Consider the following 14793-nt stretch of genomic DNA (forward strand, 5'->3'; position numbering starts at 1 on the left):
CCCCGGGGGCCGGCGGCCCCCGGGAGCCGGCGTCCGCTGCGCCGCGCGCGCCGCCGCTGCTACACTCGGGTGCCCGGGAGGGACCGATGGACGACCTGCTCGAGCTGAGAACCCGAATCAACCGCATTTTCGAGGACCTGATGGGCCGGCTCGAGCCGGGCGAGGCGCCCGCGGCGGCGGGCGACTGGATCCCGCGCGTCGACCTGTACGAGCTGCCGGACCGGATCGTGCTGCTCGCCGACGTGCCGGGGGTCTCCCCCGAGGATCTCGACGTCAGGGTCGAGGGGGGCCACCTGATCCTGGCCGGCCGGCGGCGGCCGCCCCAGGGCCTGGACGCCTCGGCGGCCTGCCGGCTGGAGCGGCCGTTCGGCAGCTTCGCGCGGCGGTACGCGCTTCCGGACGGCATCGACCCCGATTCGGTTCGCGCCTCCGCGAGCGACGGCGTGCTGGAGATCGTCATCGACCGTCGGGAGGCGCGCGCGGCACGGCGGATCCCGATCCAGCACCGCTGACGGCTCCGGCCGGACGCACCTGAAGGCGATGAGGACGACCGTTTCCGAGCGCCGCCACCCGTTCCGGGCGGCCGCCCTCGTGCTGGCCGCCGCGGCGGCGACGTGCGCCCCGGCCGGCGCGCAGGTGGAGCGCCGGAACGCCGTGGTCCGGGCCGTCGAGAAGGTCGGGCCGGCGGTGGTGAACGTCTCCACCGAGGTGCTCGTCCGCAATCCCTATTACGACTGGTTCGATCCCTTCGACTGGTTCTTCGGCCGCGGGCCGCACGCGCCCGGGCGGACCATGGTCCAGAACTCTCTCGGCTCCGGCGTGATCGTCGATCCCGAGGGGTACGTTCTCACCAACGATCACGTGGTCTCCGCCGCCTCGCGGATCACGGTGACGCTCGCCGACGGCCGGCAGGTCGAGGCCGAGCTGGTGGGCGGCGACCGGGCCTCGGACCTGGCGGTCCTCAAGCTGGCCGAGCCGGGACCGTGGCCCTCGGTTCCGATGGGGCGGTCCGACGATCTGATGATCGGCGAGACGTTGATCGCGATCGGCAACCCGTTCGGGCTGCAGAACACGGTGACGGTCGGGGTCCTGTCCGCCAAGGGGCGGACGCTCACCGGGCCCGACGAGCGGACGCAATGGGCCGATTTCCTCCAGACCGACGCGGCGATCAACCCCGGCAACTCCGGCGGCGCCCTCCTCGACATCGAAGGCCGCCTCGTCGGGATCAACACCCAGATCGTCGCCGGGGGGCAGAACCTCGGCTTCGCGATCCCCATCGACCGGGCGCGGAAGGTTTTCGAGGAGCTGAAGCGTTTCGGCAAGCTCCGCCCCGCCTGGACCGGGCTGGTCGTCGCCGAGCTCGGCGATGCCGAGGCGCGCGCCCTCGGGCTCCGGCCGGGGGACGGCGGCCTTCTGGTGCGGAAGGTCTACCGGGATTCTCCGGCGACGGAAGCGGGCATCGGCGCGGGCGACGTCATCCTCGCCGTCGGGGGACGGGCGGTCGACTCGCGCGCGGAGTTCGACACCGCGATCGCCGAGACCCCTTACGGCGAGGCGCTGGAACTCGAGATCTGGCACGAGGGATCGAAGGCGACCCGGCGCCTGGTCGTCCAGGCCTTCCCGGAGGAGCGGGTTCCGGAGTTCGCGTTGCGGCTGCTGGGGTTCACCGTCGAGGAGGGCCGGGGCGGCCTCGTGGTGACGAAGGTCGATCCCGAGAGCGACCTCGGCCGGCGCGGCCTCCGGCCGGGGGTCGTCCTCGTCAGCCTCAACGGGAGGCGGATGAGGCGCCTTGCCGACTTCAACGACGCCGTGCCGCGGCTCGTCTACAGCCGGTCGGCCTCGCTCGTGCTTCGCGCCGGCCGGCAGCTCTACCGCGTGATCGTGCCGGTCGCATGAGCGTTCCCGAGAGGTTCGAAGAGCCATGGCGGAGAAGCGAGACGTGGAGCGGATCCCGGTCAAGGACAAGCGACGGTTCACCCCGGAGGGAGAATTGAGACCCGACGCCGAAATCGAACGCGAGCAGGAGGCCGTGGAGGAGGCGGCCGGCCCGGAACCCGCCGCCGCGGCGCTGGAGGCCGCGGAGGCGAGGGCCCGCGCCGCGGAGGAGCGCCTCGCCCAGTTCCAGGAGGCGTTCCAGCGCTATCGCGAGGAGCAGGAGCGGATCCGCGAGCGGCTCGAGCGGGACCGGCAGGCGCGAGTGGACGAGGCGATCGGCCGCGTCTTCGCACGGATCCTCGAGGCGCTGGACAATCTCGACCGGGCCCTCGAGTTCGCCGAGGAGGGACCGCTCAAGAAGGGCGTCTTGCTCGTGCGCCAGCAGATCCTGGACGCCATGCGCCAGGAGGGCCTGGAGCGGATCGACGTCGAGGGCCGGCCGTTCGACCCGCGGGTGGCGGAGGCGGTCGGCGTGGAGCCCGTGGGTGAGGAGGAGCGGCACGACGTGGTCACCGAGGAGCTGCGCGCCGGCTACCGGTTCAAGGACCAGGTTCTCAGGCCGGCCCAGGTCCGCGTCGGCCGCCGTCAGGAGGAGGGCTGAGTCCGGCCCGGAAGGACCTCCCAGCGGCCCGTCCGCTCGCTGTAGACGGCCAGGTACGTTCCCCCGCCGGCCCGCACGAGGACCTCGCGGCGAACGCCGCCGCCGGGGTCCGCCGGCGCCACCAGCCGGCTCCGAAGCACCTCCTCGACGATGATGCGCCGACCCCGGGGGTCGATGAGGACCACCGGGTCGCCCGGTGCCGACCCCTCGTCGCGCGTGATGACCCGCCACCGCGGGAAGATGATCAGCTCGCCCATCCCGGCGCACCTGCCCTTCGGAGGGGAGCTTCGGTCCGCGTCAGGGCTCGGGCAAGCTCCGCGCGAGACGCGCCGTCTCCTCCGGGCAGTTCCGGTCGATGGTGAATCGTTCCGGATCAGGGAGCCGCCCCTCGGCGACCAGCTCCGCGACGATCCGCTCCGTCGGCGTCTCGCGTTCGCGGGAGGCGTAGGCGGCGCGGCGGGCCCGAACGGCGGGATCGAGAAGATCCCGGCAATGGGCCAGAAGGCGTGGACGGACCCGGCGCCAGCGCCGCTCGGCGTAGACGTTCGGCTGATAGGACTCGTCCCATTCCGGACCCACGTAGCGGGAAATGTCGAACGGCCGCGCCATGCGCCAGCGCCCCTTCTCCAGCACCAGCCACGGCGAGTCACCCTCGCACAGGTCGCGGTAGAACCTCATCCCGGCGTGGTTGGCCTCCAGATCGCCCAGCGAGAACACGCCGCTGGTGGCTCGGCCCAGGATCAGCCGCTCGACCAGGATGCCGGTGCGGATCGCGTGCTCTTCCGCCTCCGCTGCCGGCAGTCCGCGGCGCCGGGCCCGGCGGTAGCGCTCGTAGTAGCGCCAGCCGCTCGAGACGAAGTGACCCAGCTTGTCGGTGCCCATCAGCACGCCGGCCACCTGGATCGTGGGGCTCGGGGGAATGCTCATCCCGATGTCGATCGGGCCCCGTTCGCCGTAAATGGAGGCATCGAGGTAGCGGGCCATCTCCTCCGGCGTCCGCGGGACGCGTTCGACCAGGCGGGTGTTCATGGCCCAGACCTCGATGTTCTGGAACATCACGAACCGGAACCGCCACATGATCCGGCGCGCCACCTCGTGGCAGCTCGGCGGGGTGCGGCCGGCGTTCACGCGCTCCAGTGCACCCTCGATCTCGGCCTGGAACTTGGCGTTGACCGCCGCGGTCGCGTCCCGCGGCGGGTCGGTCCAGGCGTAGAACTGGTCCGTCTCGAGGGCGGCGGCGGGAGGGGCGCACACCGCAGCGAGCGCCAGCAGCAACCGGGCCCGGCACCGCGCCCTCTTCAGAACCCCCATCCGATCCCTCCCGTCACGAGCCACGGATCCTCCGCCGGCCCGCCGGAGACCTGCCGGTAGACCCCCGCGCTGAAGCGCACCCCGATCACCGTGACCCGCGCCTGCAGCCCGGCGAAGCTCCGCACGGGCGGGCTCAGCGGCGCGTCCCTCCAGGTGCGGAGGAAGGAGGCCTCGAGCGAAAGTCCGAGATGCGGGTGGTGCAGGAAGGCGGGCTGGCCCGCCGCGCCGCCGTAGACCCGCCCGTAGCCGATTCCCAGCCGCCCGGCGGACAGGCCCGGCTCGGCGCGGACGAGCAGGCCCTCGAACCGGCACAGGTTCCGGCAGTCGTAGGCGGCCGGCATCGTGTAGACGAGGGCGCCGAGGGACGCCTCGACCTTCGAGGGGTAGGCCACCCCCGCCCCCGCCAGGCCGAGAACGCGGCGCTCCCGCTGCCGCTCCTCCCTGACGACCTGCTGCACGAGATCCTCCCCGCCGAGCGGATCGCCGTCCGCGAGGGTCCCCGGTGCCACGAGAAGGGCCGCCGCGGCCGCCAGCGCGGGCCATCGCTCCGACATCGCCCGTTCTCCCGGCGCCCGCGCGCCGCCGGTGCGCCGGCGTCATTCTAACCGCCCGTGGCCGGAGCTCCCCGGCCGGCGTATTCTCGCGCGGCCGCGGGCTTGCGGGATCGGAAGCCGAAGGGTGAGGGACGATCGACACCGATGGGATCGCCGGGGATCGCCCCTCCGGCTCCTCCTGGCCGCCTGGATCGCCGCCGCGGCTGGCTGCGCCGTGCTCCGGCCCGGGCCCGTCCCGCCGCCGGGGCCCAACATCCTCCTCGTCGTGGCCGACGACCTCGGCCTTCAGGCCGGCGCGTACGGCGAGACGCTGGTGCGGACGCCCGCCCTCGACGCTCTCGCGCGCGAAGGCGTCCTCTTCGAGCGCGCCTACGCGACGACCGGGATCTGCTGCCCCAGTCGCGCTGCGATCTACACGGGCCGCTATCCCCACGGGATCGGCATGCTCGGCTTCGTCGGCGACGGGTTCCGGCTCGATCCGGGGGTGCCGACGGTCGCTGAGCTCGCCCGCCGGGCGGGTTCCTTCGCGGCGGGCGCGGGCAAACTCCACGCCGCGCCCGCCGACGCTTTCCCCTGGGCGCGGCCATGGACGTCCTTCCGTCAGGGCGACACGGCGGGGATCGCGAAGATCGCCGGACGCCTGCTCGACGCGGCGGCGCGCCGGGGCCGCCCGTTCTTCCTGATGATCAACCCGCACGATCCCCACGAACCCTCGGAGCAGCAACCGGAGTTCCCGCTCCCCCGGCCGGTACGCCTGGCGCCGGACAAGCTGACCGTTCCCGGATTCGTGGTGGTCAAGCGGGCGACCCGGATCCGCCTTTCGAAATACAACCGGCGCGTCGAGCGGTTCGACCGAACGCTCGCCGCCCTCCTCGCGGAACTCGACCGGCGCGGCCTGGCCCGGAGCACGGCCGTTTTCGTGACCAGCGATCACGGTCCTCCCTTCGACGGAGCCAAGCGCACCCTGTACGAGCCGGGGGTTCGAGTTCCGCTCGTGGTCCGGTGGCCCGGCCGCCTCCCGGCCGGCCGGCGCGTTCCGGTCCCGGTGAGCCTCGTCGATCTGGCGCCGACCTTCGCGGAGATCATGGGGATGCGGCCCGACCCGCGGGCGGACGGCGTCTCGCTCCTGCCCCTGCTCGAAGGCCGCTCCGAGGAGCACCCGCCGGTGTTCGGCACGCACACCTACTCGCGGGGCTTCCAGTACTACCCCCAGCGGAGCATCGTCGCCGGCCGTTACAAGTTCATCCGGAACCTCCGGCCCGACGTCGAGTTCCGCCTCGGCAACGGCGGCACACCGGGGGAGATCGACCGGTCTCCCGAGAACCTCGCCCGGCTGGCGCGGCTGGTGATCCGCCCGGCCGAGGAGCTGTACGACCTGGAGGAGGATCCGGGCGAACGCCGCAACCTCGCGGAAGACCCGGCCCGCGCCGCCACGCTCGCCGCGCTCCGGGCGGAGCTGCGAGCGTTCCTCGCCCGCACCCGCGATCCCCTGCTCGCTCTGTGGGACCGGGCCCCCGGCGATCCCGATCCCTTCCAGCCGGAGCGAGCCGGCGGGCAGCCGTGGCGGGCCCGCTGGCTCCCGGAATCGATCCGCAAGCTCCTCCCCCGCCCCGCAGCCGCGCCCTGACGCGGGCCCGGGCTCAACGGGCCGCCAGGTGGGCGGCGAGCGCCGCCTCCCAGCCTCCGAGGACGGGACCGAAGCGCGCTTCGTAGCGGGCCGTGGAGAGGGGGGTCCGCAGCGGGCGCGGGGCGCGCAGTCCGAGCGCCTCGGGCGGAACGGCCTCGATGCTCCCGGGATCGAACCCCGCGAGCTCGGCGACTTTCCTGGCGAAGGTCAGCTTGTCCACCGCGGGCGACGAGGCCACGTGCCACAGCCCGGTCTCCCCGGCCAGGAGCAGCCGCTCGACGCCCGCGGCGATCTCGCCCGTGTGCGTCGGCTTGTTGATCCACTGGGGCACCGCGCGGACCCGCTCGCCGCGGCGCAGCGCCTCCAGGATGCGGTCGGCGAAGGTCGGCCGTCCCGGACCGAAGACGAACGACGTCCGGACGACGAGCGCGTCCGGGAGGCGCTCGAGCACGGCCATCTCGCCGCGCAGCTTCGTCACCCCGTAGACGTTGATCGGGTTGGGCGGATCGGCTTCGTCGTACTCTCTGCGCGCGTTTCCATCGAAGACGTAGTCGGTGGAGATGTGGACCACCTTGCAACGAGCGCCCGCGCAGGCGGCAGCCAGGTTCGCCGGTCCCTCCTCGTTGATGCGGCGGGCCGCAAGCGGGTCGGCCTCGCAGCGGTCGACGTCGGCGAGCGCGGCGGCATTGATGACGACGTTCGGCTGGAGCCGCTCCAGCTCCGCCTCGAGACGCCACCGGTCGGTGATGTCGAGCTCGACCCGGGTCGCCGAGACCGTGTCGGGATACCGGCGCTCGAAGTACTCGCCGAGCGCGGACCCCACCAGACCGCCCGCTCCGAGGATCAGCGGGCGGAGCGGGCGGGTGGTCCCCCCTGGAGGCGCCGTGTCCGAAGTCATGGCTTGCTCGTCTTCTTGACGTCGATCACGTCGCCGAGGCCGCTGAGGTTGATCACCAGTGTGTACTCCTGTCTCGCGTTCGCCGCGAAGTCCCGCCGGTCGTAGCCGAGCCGGACCGAACAACACTGCGTGTTGTACGAGATCCGGTAGAACTGGTGGTCGAGCTGGTTCGTCTCCAGGTCGTAGTCCAGATCGGACTCGAACCTCAACCGCCGGCCGCGGGCGATGCCCCAGCTGGTTCGCAGGAAGTCGCGGCCGGAGGCCGATGCGGGATCGGGCGGCCGGCTCCGGTACCAAGAGCCGCGGAAGAACCCACCCCGCGGGAACTGGAGCATGGCGCTGATGCTGGTCTCCGTGAGTGCGCGGTTGAGCGGGTCGACGACGTAGGCCGCGTCCACGCTCTGAGCGGGAGTCGGATTGAAACGCAGGCGGAGGCTCACGGGGGAGTACGGGCGACTCCCCACCACCCGGCTCGCCACGCAGCGGCCGCCGGCGAACGAGGTGCAGGCGCGCCGGAACGACAAGTCACCGACGAAGGAGTAGCTCTGGGACAGCTCGACGCTGAGGATCTCCGCCGGGTTGAGGTTCTCGGCCACGGCGACCGCCGCCCCCGGGTCGGAGGCCCGGCTCTCCTCTTCCCGCTCCTCCGCCTCCTGGCGCACCCGGTCCAGATCGTCGAAGGAATTGCCCGGGGCGGTCGCGAGGCTGACCGGCCGCCCGCCGCTCGCGGGCCGCAGCGCGTAGAGGCGCTGCCGAATGCCGTAGGCGACCTGGGAGAGCTGCCCCGGAACGGCGTCGACCTCGTCCACTACGAGGACGTCCGCCGCGGCGCTCCCGGCCTCGGGGCGCCACTCGTAGCGAAGGAAGGGCTCGATCACGTGCTTGAGGCGGGGTGTGAACTCCCAGCCGGCGGTGTCGAACACCCGCTGGAGCCGGGGCCCCGACACCGTGATCCCTGCGCTCCACAGGCTGCGGAAGAGCGGTTCCCGGTCGATGCCGCGTGGGTCGGCCGGATCGCGACGCGCCGAGTACCACGTTCCTCTCCAGGCGGCGTCGACCTGGAGATCGAGCCAAGGGGACCGGACCAGGGGCACCTCCAGGCGGGGCGCGAAGTCGGCGCGGGCCCACGCGTTGTCGCCACGCGGCGCGAGATCCTCCTCACGGGCGACCGGAGCGGCGGGATCGCCGAAGAACTGCTTCCGGAACCCGGTGATCGAGCTGACGAACGCGAAGTGGACGGGGCTGCGTCCGAGGCGGCGGCTCCGGCTTCGCAGCTCGATCTCGGGGAGCTGCGTGTTGATCACCTTCTCGCCGATCAGCCGGAGACCGGGGCTCCCGGCGACGAAGAACTGCTCGTGCTGCTCGGCGCGGACCGACAGCGAGTACCACGACCAGAGCCGGGTCAGGTCGATGGTGGACCGCGTCTCCGGTATGCCCGCGCGGTCGAGGTCCGTCTCGTAGTCGATCGTGTAGTCGAAATCCGAGATCTGCTCGATGTCGGCGGTGAGCTTGAAGTCGAGCGGCAGGAGCTGCCGCTGGTGCCAGTCGACGCGGTAGCGGGTCTTCCGCCGGACGCGGTCGTTGATCCAGTAGGCGTAGCCTTCCGCCTTTCCGTTCCAGGTGGGAAGCCACACGAGCTCGGCCCCGATCGCCGGGCCGACCTTGGTGTGGTAATCGAGATAGAAGGTCACGTCCGCGTTGTCGGCGAAGGCCCAGTAGACGGGCAAGGAAACGCTCTCGCCGAGCTTGTCCGACGAGTGGAACTCGGGAAAGAGGAGTCCCGAGGCCCGCTCGGACTTGATCGGCCACACCAGGTAGGGCGTGTAGAACAGGGGCAGCTTGCTGGCCCGAAACGCCACGCCGTGCAGGTACGCGTAGCGCCCGAGATCGAACGTTCCCCGCGCCACGCGGAACGACCAGTACGGTGTGGGCTGGGTGCAGGTGGTGAACTCCGCGCGCTCGACCCGGAGGCGGCGAGGGCCGACACGGTCCACCCGCTTCGCGCGGAGGATCGCCTGGTCCTCCTCGAGGTAGCCGACGACGTCCTCGATCGATCCCGTTCCGTCGGCGAGCCGGTAGGTCAGCCGGCTCCCCGCGAGCACCGCGCCCTCGAAGGAGAGCACCACGCTGCCGGCGGCGGTCAGCAGCCCCTCCCGCTTGTCGTAGACGACTTCGTCCGCGATCAGCCGGCCGCCATCCAATTCGATGTCGACGTTCCCCTCGAAGCGGGTGGCTTCGGGGCTGTCGGTGAACCGGTCGAAGGCGACGTTCTTGACGCCCGGGATCCCGCCCGAAGCGCGGAGAGCCTCCTCGGCCGACGCGGGCGCCGCCAGCAGCCCGGCGGCGAGCAGGATCCCGCCGAGGCGGCGCCACGCCCCCGCCTTCCTGCCGTGGGTCGTCGACATCGGATTCCTCGCCGCGCGGCAGCCGCTCCTCCCGGCGGCTCCGCCGGTCCCGCATCCGCGCCGCGGGCCGGCGGTGCGGGCCGTCCGGCTCCGCCCCTCGTCTCGAGGCGGCCGGCTCCGTCCGCGGCGCCCCAGAGGATAGCCGGGCCCCCCGGGCGCATCGACCCCGCTCGGCCTCAGAGCAGCGGTTTCTGATGCGGAACCAGCGTCTGCTCGTCGAGGATGTGGCGGACGATGAACCCGCGGCGCATGGCGTCGTCCGCGATGAACCGGCGGTGGCAGTGCCAGGGCTCCCGCTCCGCGCACAGCAGGGCCGCGGTGCGGAGACGGGCGAGCTGGAGCAGCTCCTCGAGGCCCCGCCGGTAGGTCTCGGTGTCGCGGTGGGTGGCGTAGCCGTCGGGCCGGTGCCCGCCGAGCGTGGCTCCCAGCCACCGGTACTCGATGCCGGACTCGCGGAGGAGCTTTTCCATCTCGGTCCGGCCGTGCCACGGATGGCGCCGGCTCCAAGGATGGGAGCGCACGTCGACCACGACGCGCACGCCAGCCGCCCGGAGCAGCTCGACGAGCTCCTGGCCACTTCGATCCGAGTGTCCGACCGTGAACAGGACCGGATGATCGTCGGCCGCCATCCGCCGTTCCCTCTCCCGCGCGATTATGCCGGAGAATGCGGCCGGGGCCCGGCGGCCCCGAGGAGAGAGCCGATGACGCCGTCCCGAAACCCCTGGCTCCTCGTCGACGGGTGGAACCTCCTCCTCGCCCTCCTCGAGCGCGAAGGCGCCGAGCCGACGCCGGCCGCCCGGGACCGCCTGACCGAGCTCCTCGAGACGTGGGCGGTGGCCAGGCGCCGGCGGGTCGCCCTGGTCTGGGACGGCGCCCGTTCCGGCACCGCCCCCGGGGGGAGCCGGGTGCGCGTGGTGCACGTCGAGCCCCCTGCCGAAGCGGACGACTGGATCGTTCTCGAGGCGCGGAGGCTGGCGGCCGGCGGGGCTCCGCCGGAGGTGGCGACGCGCGATCGCGGCCTCGCTCGCCGCCTGCCGGAGGCGGTGCGGCTGTACCCGTTCGGGGACCTCGTGGCGGACCTCGAGGCTCTGGTCTCCGAGCCGCTGACCGCCCCCCACGTGACCGGTCCCGCGGTCTCGGCGGAGCTGCCCGTCGGACGTGGCCCGGTCGATCCGCGGAGCCTTCCGCGGCGCCGGGCCCTTCTGGCCGGAACCTCCGCGGTCGGCCAGAAACGTGCCTTGGCTTCGCCGGAACCCCCTTCGGAACGCGAGGCCCGAGCGCGGGCCGCCGCGCGGCGCCGCCGGGAGAAGCGCCGCCAGCGCTGGGAACGCGCGCAGGCGCGGCGCGAAGCGGCGCGGAGGAAGAAGCGATGACGTCCTCCGCCAAACCCGGCACGCTTCGCGTCGTCGCCACCCCCATCGGCAATCTGGGGGACCTCTCGCCCCGGGCGGTGGAGGCCCTGCGCGAGGCGGAGGCCGTGGTCGCGGAGGACACGCGGCGCACCCGGAAGCTCCTGGCCCGCCTCGGCCTGTCGCGGCCCCTCCTCTCCGCGCACCGGTTCAGCGAGGCCCGGCGCACCGGCGAGCTGGTGGCGCGTCTGGAGCGGGGCGAGAACCTCGCCCTCGTCACCGACGGCGGCACGCCCGGCATCTCCGACCCCGGCGCACGCTTGGTGGCCGCCGCCGCCGCCGCGGGTTGCCGCGTCGAGCCGATTCCCGGCCCCAGCGCGGTGACCGCGGCCCTCTCGGCGAGCGGGTTCTCCGCCGACCGGTTCCTCTTCGCCGGGTTCCTGCCGTCCAAGCGAGCGGCGCGGCGCCGGGCACTGCGCGACCTCGCGCGGTTCCCCGACACGATCGTGCTCTACGAAGCGCCGCACCGGATCGTGGAGGCCCTCGGGGACGCGGCGGAGATCCTCGGCGCCCGCCCCGCCTGCCTCGGACGCGAGCTGACCAAACTGCACGAGGAGATCCTGCGCGGCTCGCTTCCCGAACTCCACGCCGCCCTCGAGGCCCGCGGGCGCATCCGCGGCGAGTTCGTCCTGGTGGTCGGGCCCGCCGCGGGCGGCGATTCGCCTCCGGCCGATCCGGAGCTGGTGACATCGCTCCGGGAGGCCCTCGAGCACGAGGAGGACGACCTGGGTCGAGCCGTCGCGCGCCTGGCCCGCCGGCTCGGGGCGACGCGAGCCGAGGTCCGGCGCCGCCTCCGCGCGCTTTTCGAGTGAGGCGGGGAAGGGACGCGGGGGGCGGCCCCGCAGCCGCCCGCGACGGGCCGCGAGGCTGATGCCGAGTCCGGCCGCCGCGGTCCTGCGATCGCCGCCGCGGGGAACCCCCCGCCCTCGGGCGTGATCGAAACGAAAAGGGGCCCCGCGAGGGGCCCCTCGGGCAGGCGCCACGCCCGGATCAGGCGTGCGCCGCCTCCGCCTTCTTCTCGCCCGAGCCGATCTGGATGGGGACCTTCCTCGGAGCGAGCTGCTCGCTGGCGGGCAGCGTCAGGTGCAGGACGCCGTTCTCGTACGACGCGTTGATCTTGTCCGCGTCGATGCCTTCCGGCAGCGTGAAGCGGCGCTCGAACCAGCCCTCGCCCACCTCGCGGAGCAGGTAGTTCCTGTCCTTCTCCGTCCGCTCCATCGTCCGCCGGCCGCGGATGACGAGCTGGTTGTTCTCGACCAGCACCTCGATGTCGTCCGGCTTCATGCCGGGCAGCTCGGCGTTCACGTGGAGGTTGTGGTCCTCGATCCAGGCGTCCACGGCCGGGTAGCCGCTCCAGAAGGGAAGGTTCCCGTACTTCTCGCGCTGCGCCGGGGTCATCTCCGTCTCGGTCCGGCCGGTCAGGGCCGGGCGCGTCCGGCGCAGGAGGTTGTCCATCTCGCGCTGCATCGACTCGAACGAGCTGCGGATCTCGTCGAACAGATCGGTTCCGAATCCACGCCAGGCCAGTGCTTGCCGCGCCTCACCGCGCTGTCGTCCGAACGAATGACCGGGGCCGCGCGGCGGCCCGCTGAGCTTGTGGGATCGGCGCCGATCGTTGTCAAGCCTCCGGGCGGCGCGCGAGAGCCACGCGTGGCCGGCCGAACCGGTCCGGCAGAACGGCGGCGTCCGCCAGACCTGCGGCCCGGAGCCGCCCGAGGGCCGCCCGCGCCTGGGCGGGGGCGATCTCGAGAGCCAGCAGTCCTCCCGGCGCCAGGCGCGCCGGTGCCTGGCTGACGAGGCGGTCGATCACCGCCAGACCTCCCCGGCCGGCCACCAGGGCGCTCCGGGGCTCGTGCCGGCGCACCTCCGGGTCCAGGTGCGGCAGTTCCTCCGGGGCGACGTAGGGCGGATTGGAGACCACCAGATCGAACGCCCCCGCGGGGGCCACCGGCGCGAGGAGGTCGGCGCGGACGAAACGGACCCGGCCAGCGAGGCCGCAAGCGGCCGCATTCTCGGCCGCCAGGGCGAGAGCCGCCGGCTCGAGGTCGACGGCGACCACCCGGGCCAGCGGGCGGGCGCTGGCGATCGCCAGCGCCAGGCACCCCCCTCCGGTGCCGACGTCCGCCACGAGGAGGGGGCGGTCCTCGGGCAGGCGGGCGAGCACCGCCAGGGCGAGGTCCTCCGTCTCCGGACGGGGAACGAGGGCCCGCCCGTCCACCTTCAGGTCGAGGTCCAGGAAGGGCCATCGCCCGAGGATGTGCTGCAGCGGCTCCCGCGCGGCCCTCCGCTCCACGAGGCGCCGGAACCGCTCCCGTTCCGGCGCCGACACCGGCTGGCGGCCGGCGAGGAGCGCCGCCCGGTCCCGCCCGCAGGCGTGCGCCAACAGCAGCTCGGCATCGTGCCGCGGCGAGGGGACGCCGGCGGCCCGGAGCCGCCGGGAGGCTTCGGCGATCAGGGCGAGCGGGTCGGAACCTCCGGAACTCAATCGGTCCCCTGCGCCCTCATCCGCTCCGCCCGGTCGGAGGCGGCGAGCGCCTCGATCAGCTCGTCCAGATCGCCGTTCATCACCGCTTCCAGCCGGTGGAGCGTGAGGTTGATCCGGTGATCGGTCACCCGCCCCTGGGGGAAGTTGTAGGTCCGGATCTTCTGCGAGCGGTCACCCGTGCCGATCTGTCCCCGGCGCGCCGCGGCCTCCTTCTCGTGCTGTTCGCGCCGCTTGAGGTCCAGCAGGCGGGCGCGGAGGACGCGCATCGCCTTGGCCCGGTTCTTGTGCCACGACTTCTCGTCCTGGCACTGGACCACGATTCCGGTCGGGATGTGCGTGAGGCGCACGGCGGAGGCGGTCCGGTTGACGTGCTGCCCCCCGGGGCCGGAGGCGGAGAAGCTGTCCACCCGCAGCTCCTTCTCCTCGTCGATGGAGACCTCCACCTCCTCCGCCTCGGGAAGGACGGCCACCGTGGCGGCGGACGTGTGGATGCGGCCCTGCGACTCGGTGGCCGGCACCCTCTGCACGCGGTGGACCCCCGATTCGAATTTCAGGCGGGAGTAGACGCCGTCGCCCGAGACGTTGACGATGGCCTCCTTGACCCCGCCGATCTCGCTTTCCGACAGGTCGACGATCTCGAACCGCCATCCGCGCGACTCGGCATACCGCTGGTACATGCGGAGCAGTTCCGCGGCAAAGAGCGTGGCCTCGTCGCCGCCCGTCCCCGCGCGCACCTCGAGGACGACGTTCTTCTTGTCGAGCGGATCCGGCGGGATCAGGAGGTGCTGCAGCCGGCGCTGCAGGTCCTCGCGCCGCTCCTGGAGCCGCGCGGCCTCCTCCCGCGCCATCGCCCGCATCTCCTCGTCCGGCTCCTCCCGGGCGAGCTTGCGCGCCTGCTCGAGCTCCTCCTCGACGCGGCGCAGCTCGCGGGCCGTCTCGACCAGCGGCTGCAGTTCCGCATACCGGGTGGCGCACTCGCGGTAGCGGTCCTTGTCGGAAGCGACCGCCGGATCGGCCATCAGCTCCCCCAGGCGGGAGAACTCCCGCTCCAGGGCGGCGATCTTCTCGAGGATCGGCGGTCCGGCGTTCATGGCGTCAGGGACCGCGGCGGGGCGGCCGGGCCCCGGGCCGGCGCCGCGCTCAGCTCTTGCCCTTGCGGCGGCGCTGGGCCTTCTTCTCGGCCGCCTGGTAGCGGCGCTGGAACCGCTCCACGCGCCCCGCGGTGTCGACGAGCTTCTGCTTGCCGGTGAAGAAGGGATGGCAATGCGAGCACAGCTCGACCCGCAGGTCCTTCCGCGTGCTCCGCGTCCGGAAGGTGGCCCCACAGGCGCACTGGACGGTCACCTCGTGATACTCGGGATGGATTGCGGGCTTCATGGCGTCGCACCTCGCGGGCGCCGCGGACGGCGGCCGCGGCGTCGGGCGATTCTAGGCGGCCCGCCCGCGCCCCGCCAGCGCGCCCTCACGCGGCCATGCTGGCGAGGAACTCGGCGTTGGTCTTGGCCCGGCGCAGGCGGTCGAGGAGCAGTTCCATGGCCTCCACCGAGTTCATCTGGTCGAGCGCCTTC

The 14793-nt window shown here is 73.1% G+C and carries 15 protein-coding genes; 6 read left to right on the plus strand and 9 right to left on the minus strand.

Annotated features, from left to right (window positions below; genetic code table 11):
- The first annotated feature begins 86 nt into the window (after positions 1-86).
- From D6718_13110 to grpE, 3 genes are read left to right on the plus strand one after another with little or no spacing between them, the layout of a single operon-like run.
- Entirely contained in the window at positions 87-512 is a 426-nt protein-coding gene (locus tag D6718_13110; GenBank protein RMG42952.1) for an Hsp20/alpha crystallin family protein, read from the plus strand.
- 28 nt (positions 513-540) lie between these two features.
- The gene (locus tag D6718_13115) at positions 541-1896 is read left to right on the plus strand and encodes a PDZ domain-containing protein (GenBank protein RMG42953.1); all 1356 of its coding nucleotides are present in this window, start codon (positions 541-543) and stop codon (positions 1894-1896) included.
- Between the two features lie 25 nt (positions 1897-1921).
- On the plus strand, positions 1922-2536 hold the full coding sequence (grpE, locus tag D6718_13120; GenBank protein ID RMG42954.1) for a nucleotide exchange factor GrpE: 615 nt from the start codon (positions 1922-1924) through the stop codon (positions 2534-2536).
- On the opposite strand, the gene D6718_13125 is transcribed toward grpE, so the two are convergent.
- From D6718_13125 to D6718_13135, 3 genes are read right to left on the minus strand one after another with little or no spacing between them, the layout of a single operon-like run.
- A complete protein-coding gene (locus D6718_13125; GenBank protein ID RMG42955.1) occupies positions 2521-2793 on the minus strand; it encodes a hypothetical protein in 273 nt (90 codons plus the stop codon). The two genes, grpE and D6718_13125, sit on opposite strands and share 16 nt — an antisense overlap.
- Positions 2794-2833: 40 nt before the next feature.
- Positions 2834-3847, minus strand: a complete 1014-nt coding sequence (locus tag D6718_13130; protein RMG42956.1) for a hypothetical protein — start codon at positions 3845-3847, stop codon at positions 2834-2836.
- Complete coding sequence (locus D6718_13135; GenBank protein RMG42957.1) at positions 3835-4401, minus strand: hypothetical protein; 567 nt, start codon at positions 4399-4401, stop codon at positions 3835-3837. Before D6718_13135 ends, D6718_13130 begins: the two co-directional genes overlap by 13 nt.
- A 31-nt stretch (positions 4402-4432) precedes the next feature.
- Between D6718_13135 and D6718_13140 the strand changes: the two genes are divergently transcribed.
- Positions 4433-6028 carry a DUF1501 domain-containing protein gene (locus D6718_13140; GenBank protein RMG42958.1) on the plus strand — a complete coding sequence of 532 codons (1596 nt, stop codon included), beginning with the start codon at positions 4433-4435 and terminating at the stop codon, positions 6026-6028.
- Positions 6029-6041: 13 nt separating this feature from the next.
- Here D6718_13140 and rfbD read toward each other — a convergent pair whose 3' ends face one another.
- Positions 6042-6926: a dTDP-4-dehydrorhamnose reductase gene (gene rfbD, locus D6718_13145; GenBank protein ID RMG42959.1), complete on the minus strand. Its 885-nt coding sequence runs from the start codon at positions 6924-6926 to the stop codon at positions 6042-6044.
- On the minus strand, positions 6923-9331 hold the full coding sequence (locus D6718_13150; GenBank protein ID RMG42960.1) for an LPS-assembly protein LptD: 2409 nt from the start codon (positions 9329-9331) through the stop codon (positions 6923-6925). The genes rfbD and D6718_13150 overlap by 4 nt, the downstream gene beginning before the upstream one ends.
- A 194-nt stretch (positions 9332-9525) precedes the next feature.
- Here D6718_13150 and D6718_13155 point away from each other — a divergent pair, with 194 nt between their 5' ends.
- Together D6718_13155 and rsmI are read left to right on the plus strand one after the other, a co-directional pair.
- Positions 9526-10704, plus strand: a complete 1179-nt coding sequence (locus tag D6718_13155) for a hypothetical protein (protein ID RMG42961.1) — start codon at positions 9526-9528, stop codon at positions 10702-10704.
- Entirely contained in the window at positions 10701-11552 is an 852-nt protein-coding gene (gene rsmI, locus D6718_13160) for a 16S rRNA (cytidine(1402)-2'-O)-methyltransferase (protein ID RMG42962.1), read from the plus strand. Before D6718_13155 ends, rsmI begins: the two co-directional genes overlap by 4 nt.
- 178 nt (positions 11553-11730) lie before the next feature.
- Here rsmI and D6718_13165 read toward each other — a convergent pair whose 3' ends face one another.
- From D6718_13165 to D6718_13180, 4 genes are all read right to left on the minus strand, one after another.
- Positions 11731-12207 carry an Hsp20/alpha crystallin family protein gene (locus D6718_13165; protein RMG42963.1) on the minus strand — a complete coding sequence of 159 codons (477 nt, stop codon included), beginning with the start codon at positions 12205-12207 and terminating at the stop codon, positions 11731-11733.
- 151 nt (positions 12208-12358) lie between these two features.
- Positions 12359-13225, minus strand: a complete 867-nt coding sequence (prmC, locus tag D6718_13170) for a peptide chain release factor N(5)-glutamine methyltransferase (protein RMG42964.1) — start codon at positions 13223-13225, stop codon at positions 12359-12361.
- Positions 13222-14298, minus strand: a complete 1077-nt coding sequence (gene prfA, locus D6718_13175) for a peptide chain release factor 1 (protein ID RMG42966.1) — start codon at positions 14296-14298, stop codon at positions 13222-13224. Before prfA ends, prmC begins: the two co-directional genes overlap by 4 nt.
- Before the next feature lie 67 nt (positions 14299-14365).
- Positions 14366-14602, minus strand: a complete 237-nt coding sequence (locus D6718_13180) for a 50S ribosomal protein L31 (protein ID RMG42965.1) — start codon at positions 14600-14602, stop codon at positions 14366-14368.
- Positions 14603-14793 lie beyond the last annotated feature (191 nt).

This window comes from Acidobacteriota bacterium (assembly GCA_003696075.1).
Classification (GTDB): domain Bacteria; phylum Acidobacteriota; class Polarisedimenticolia; order J045; family J045; genus J045.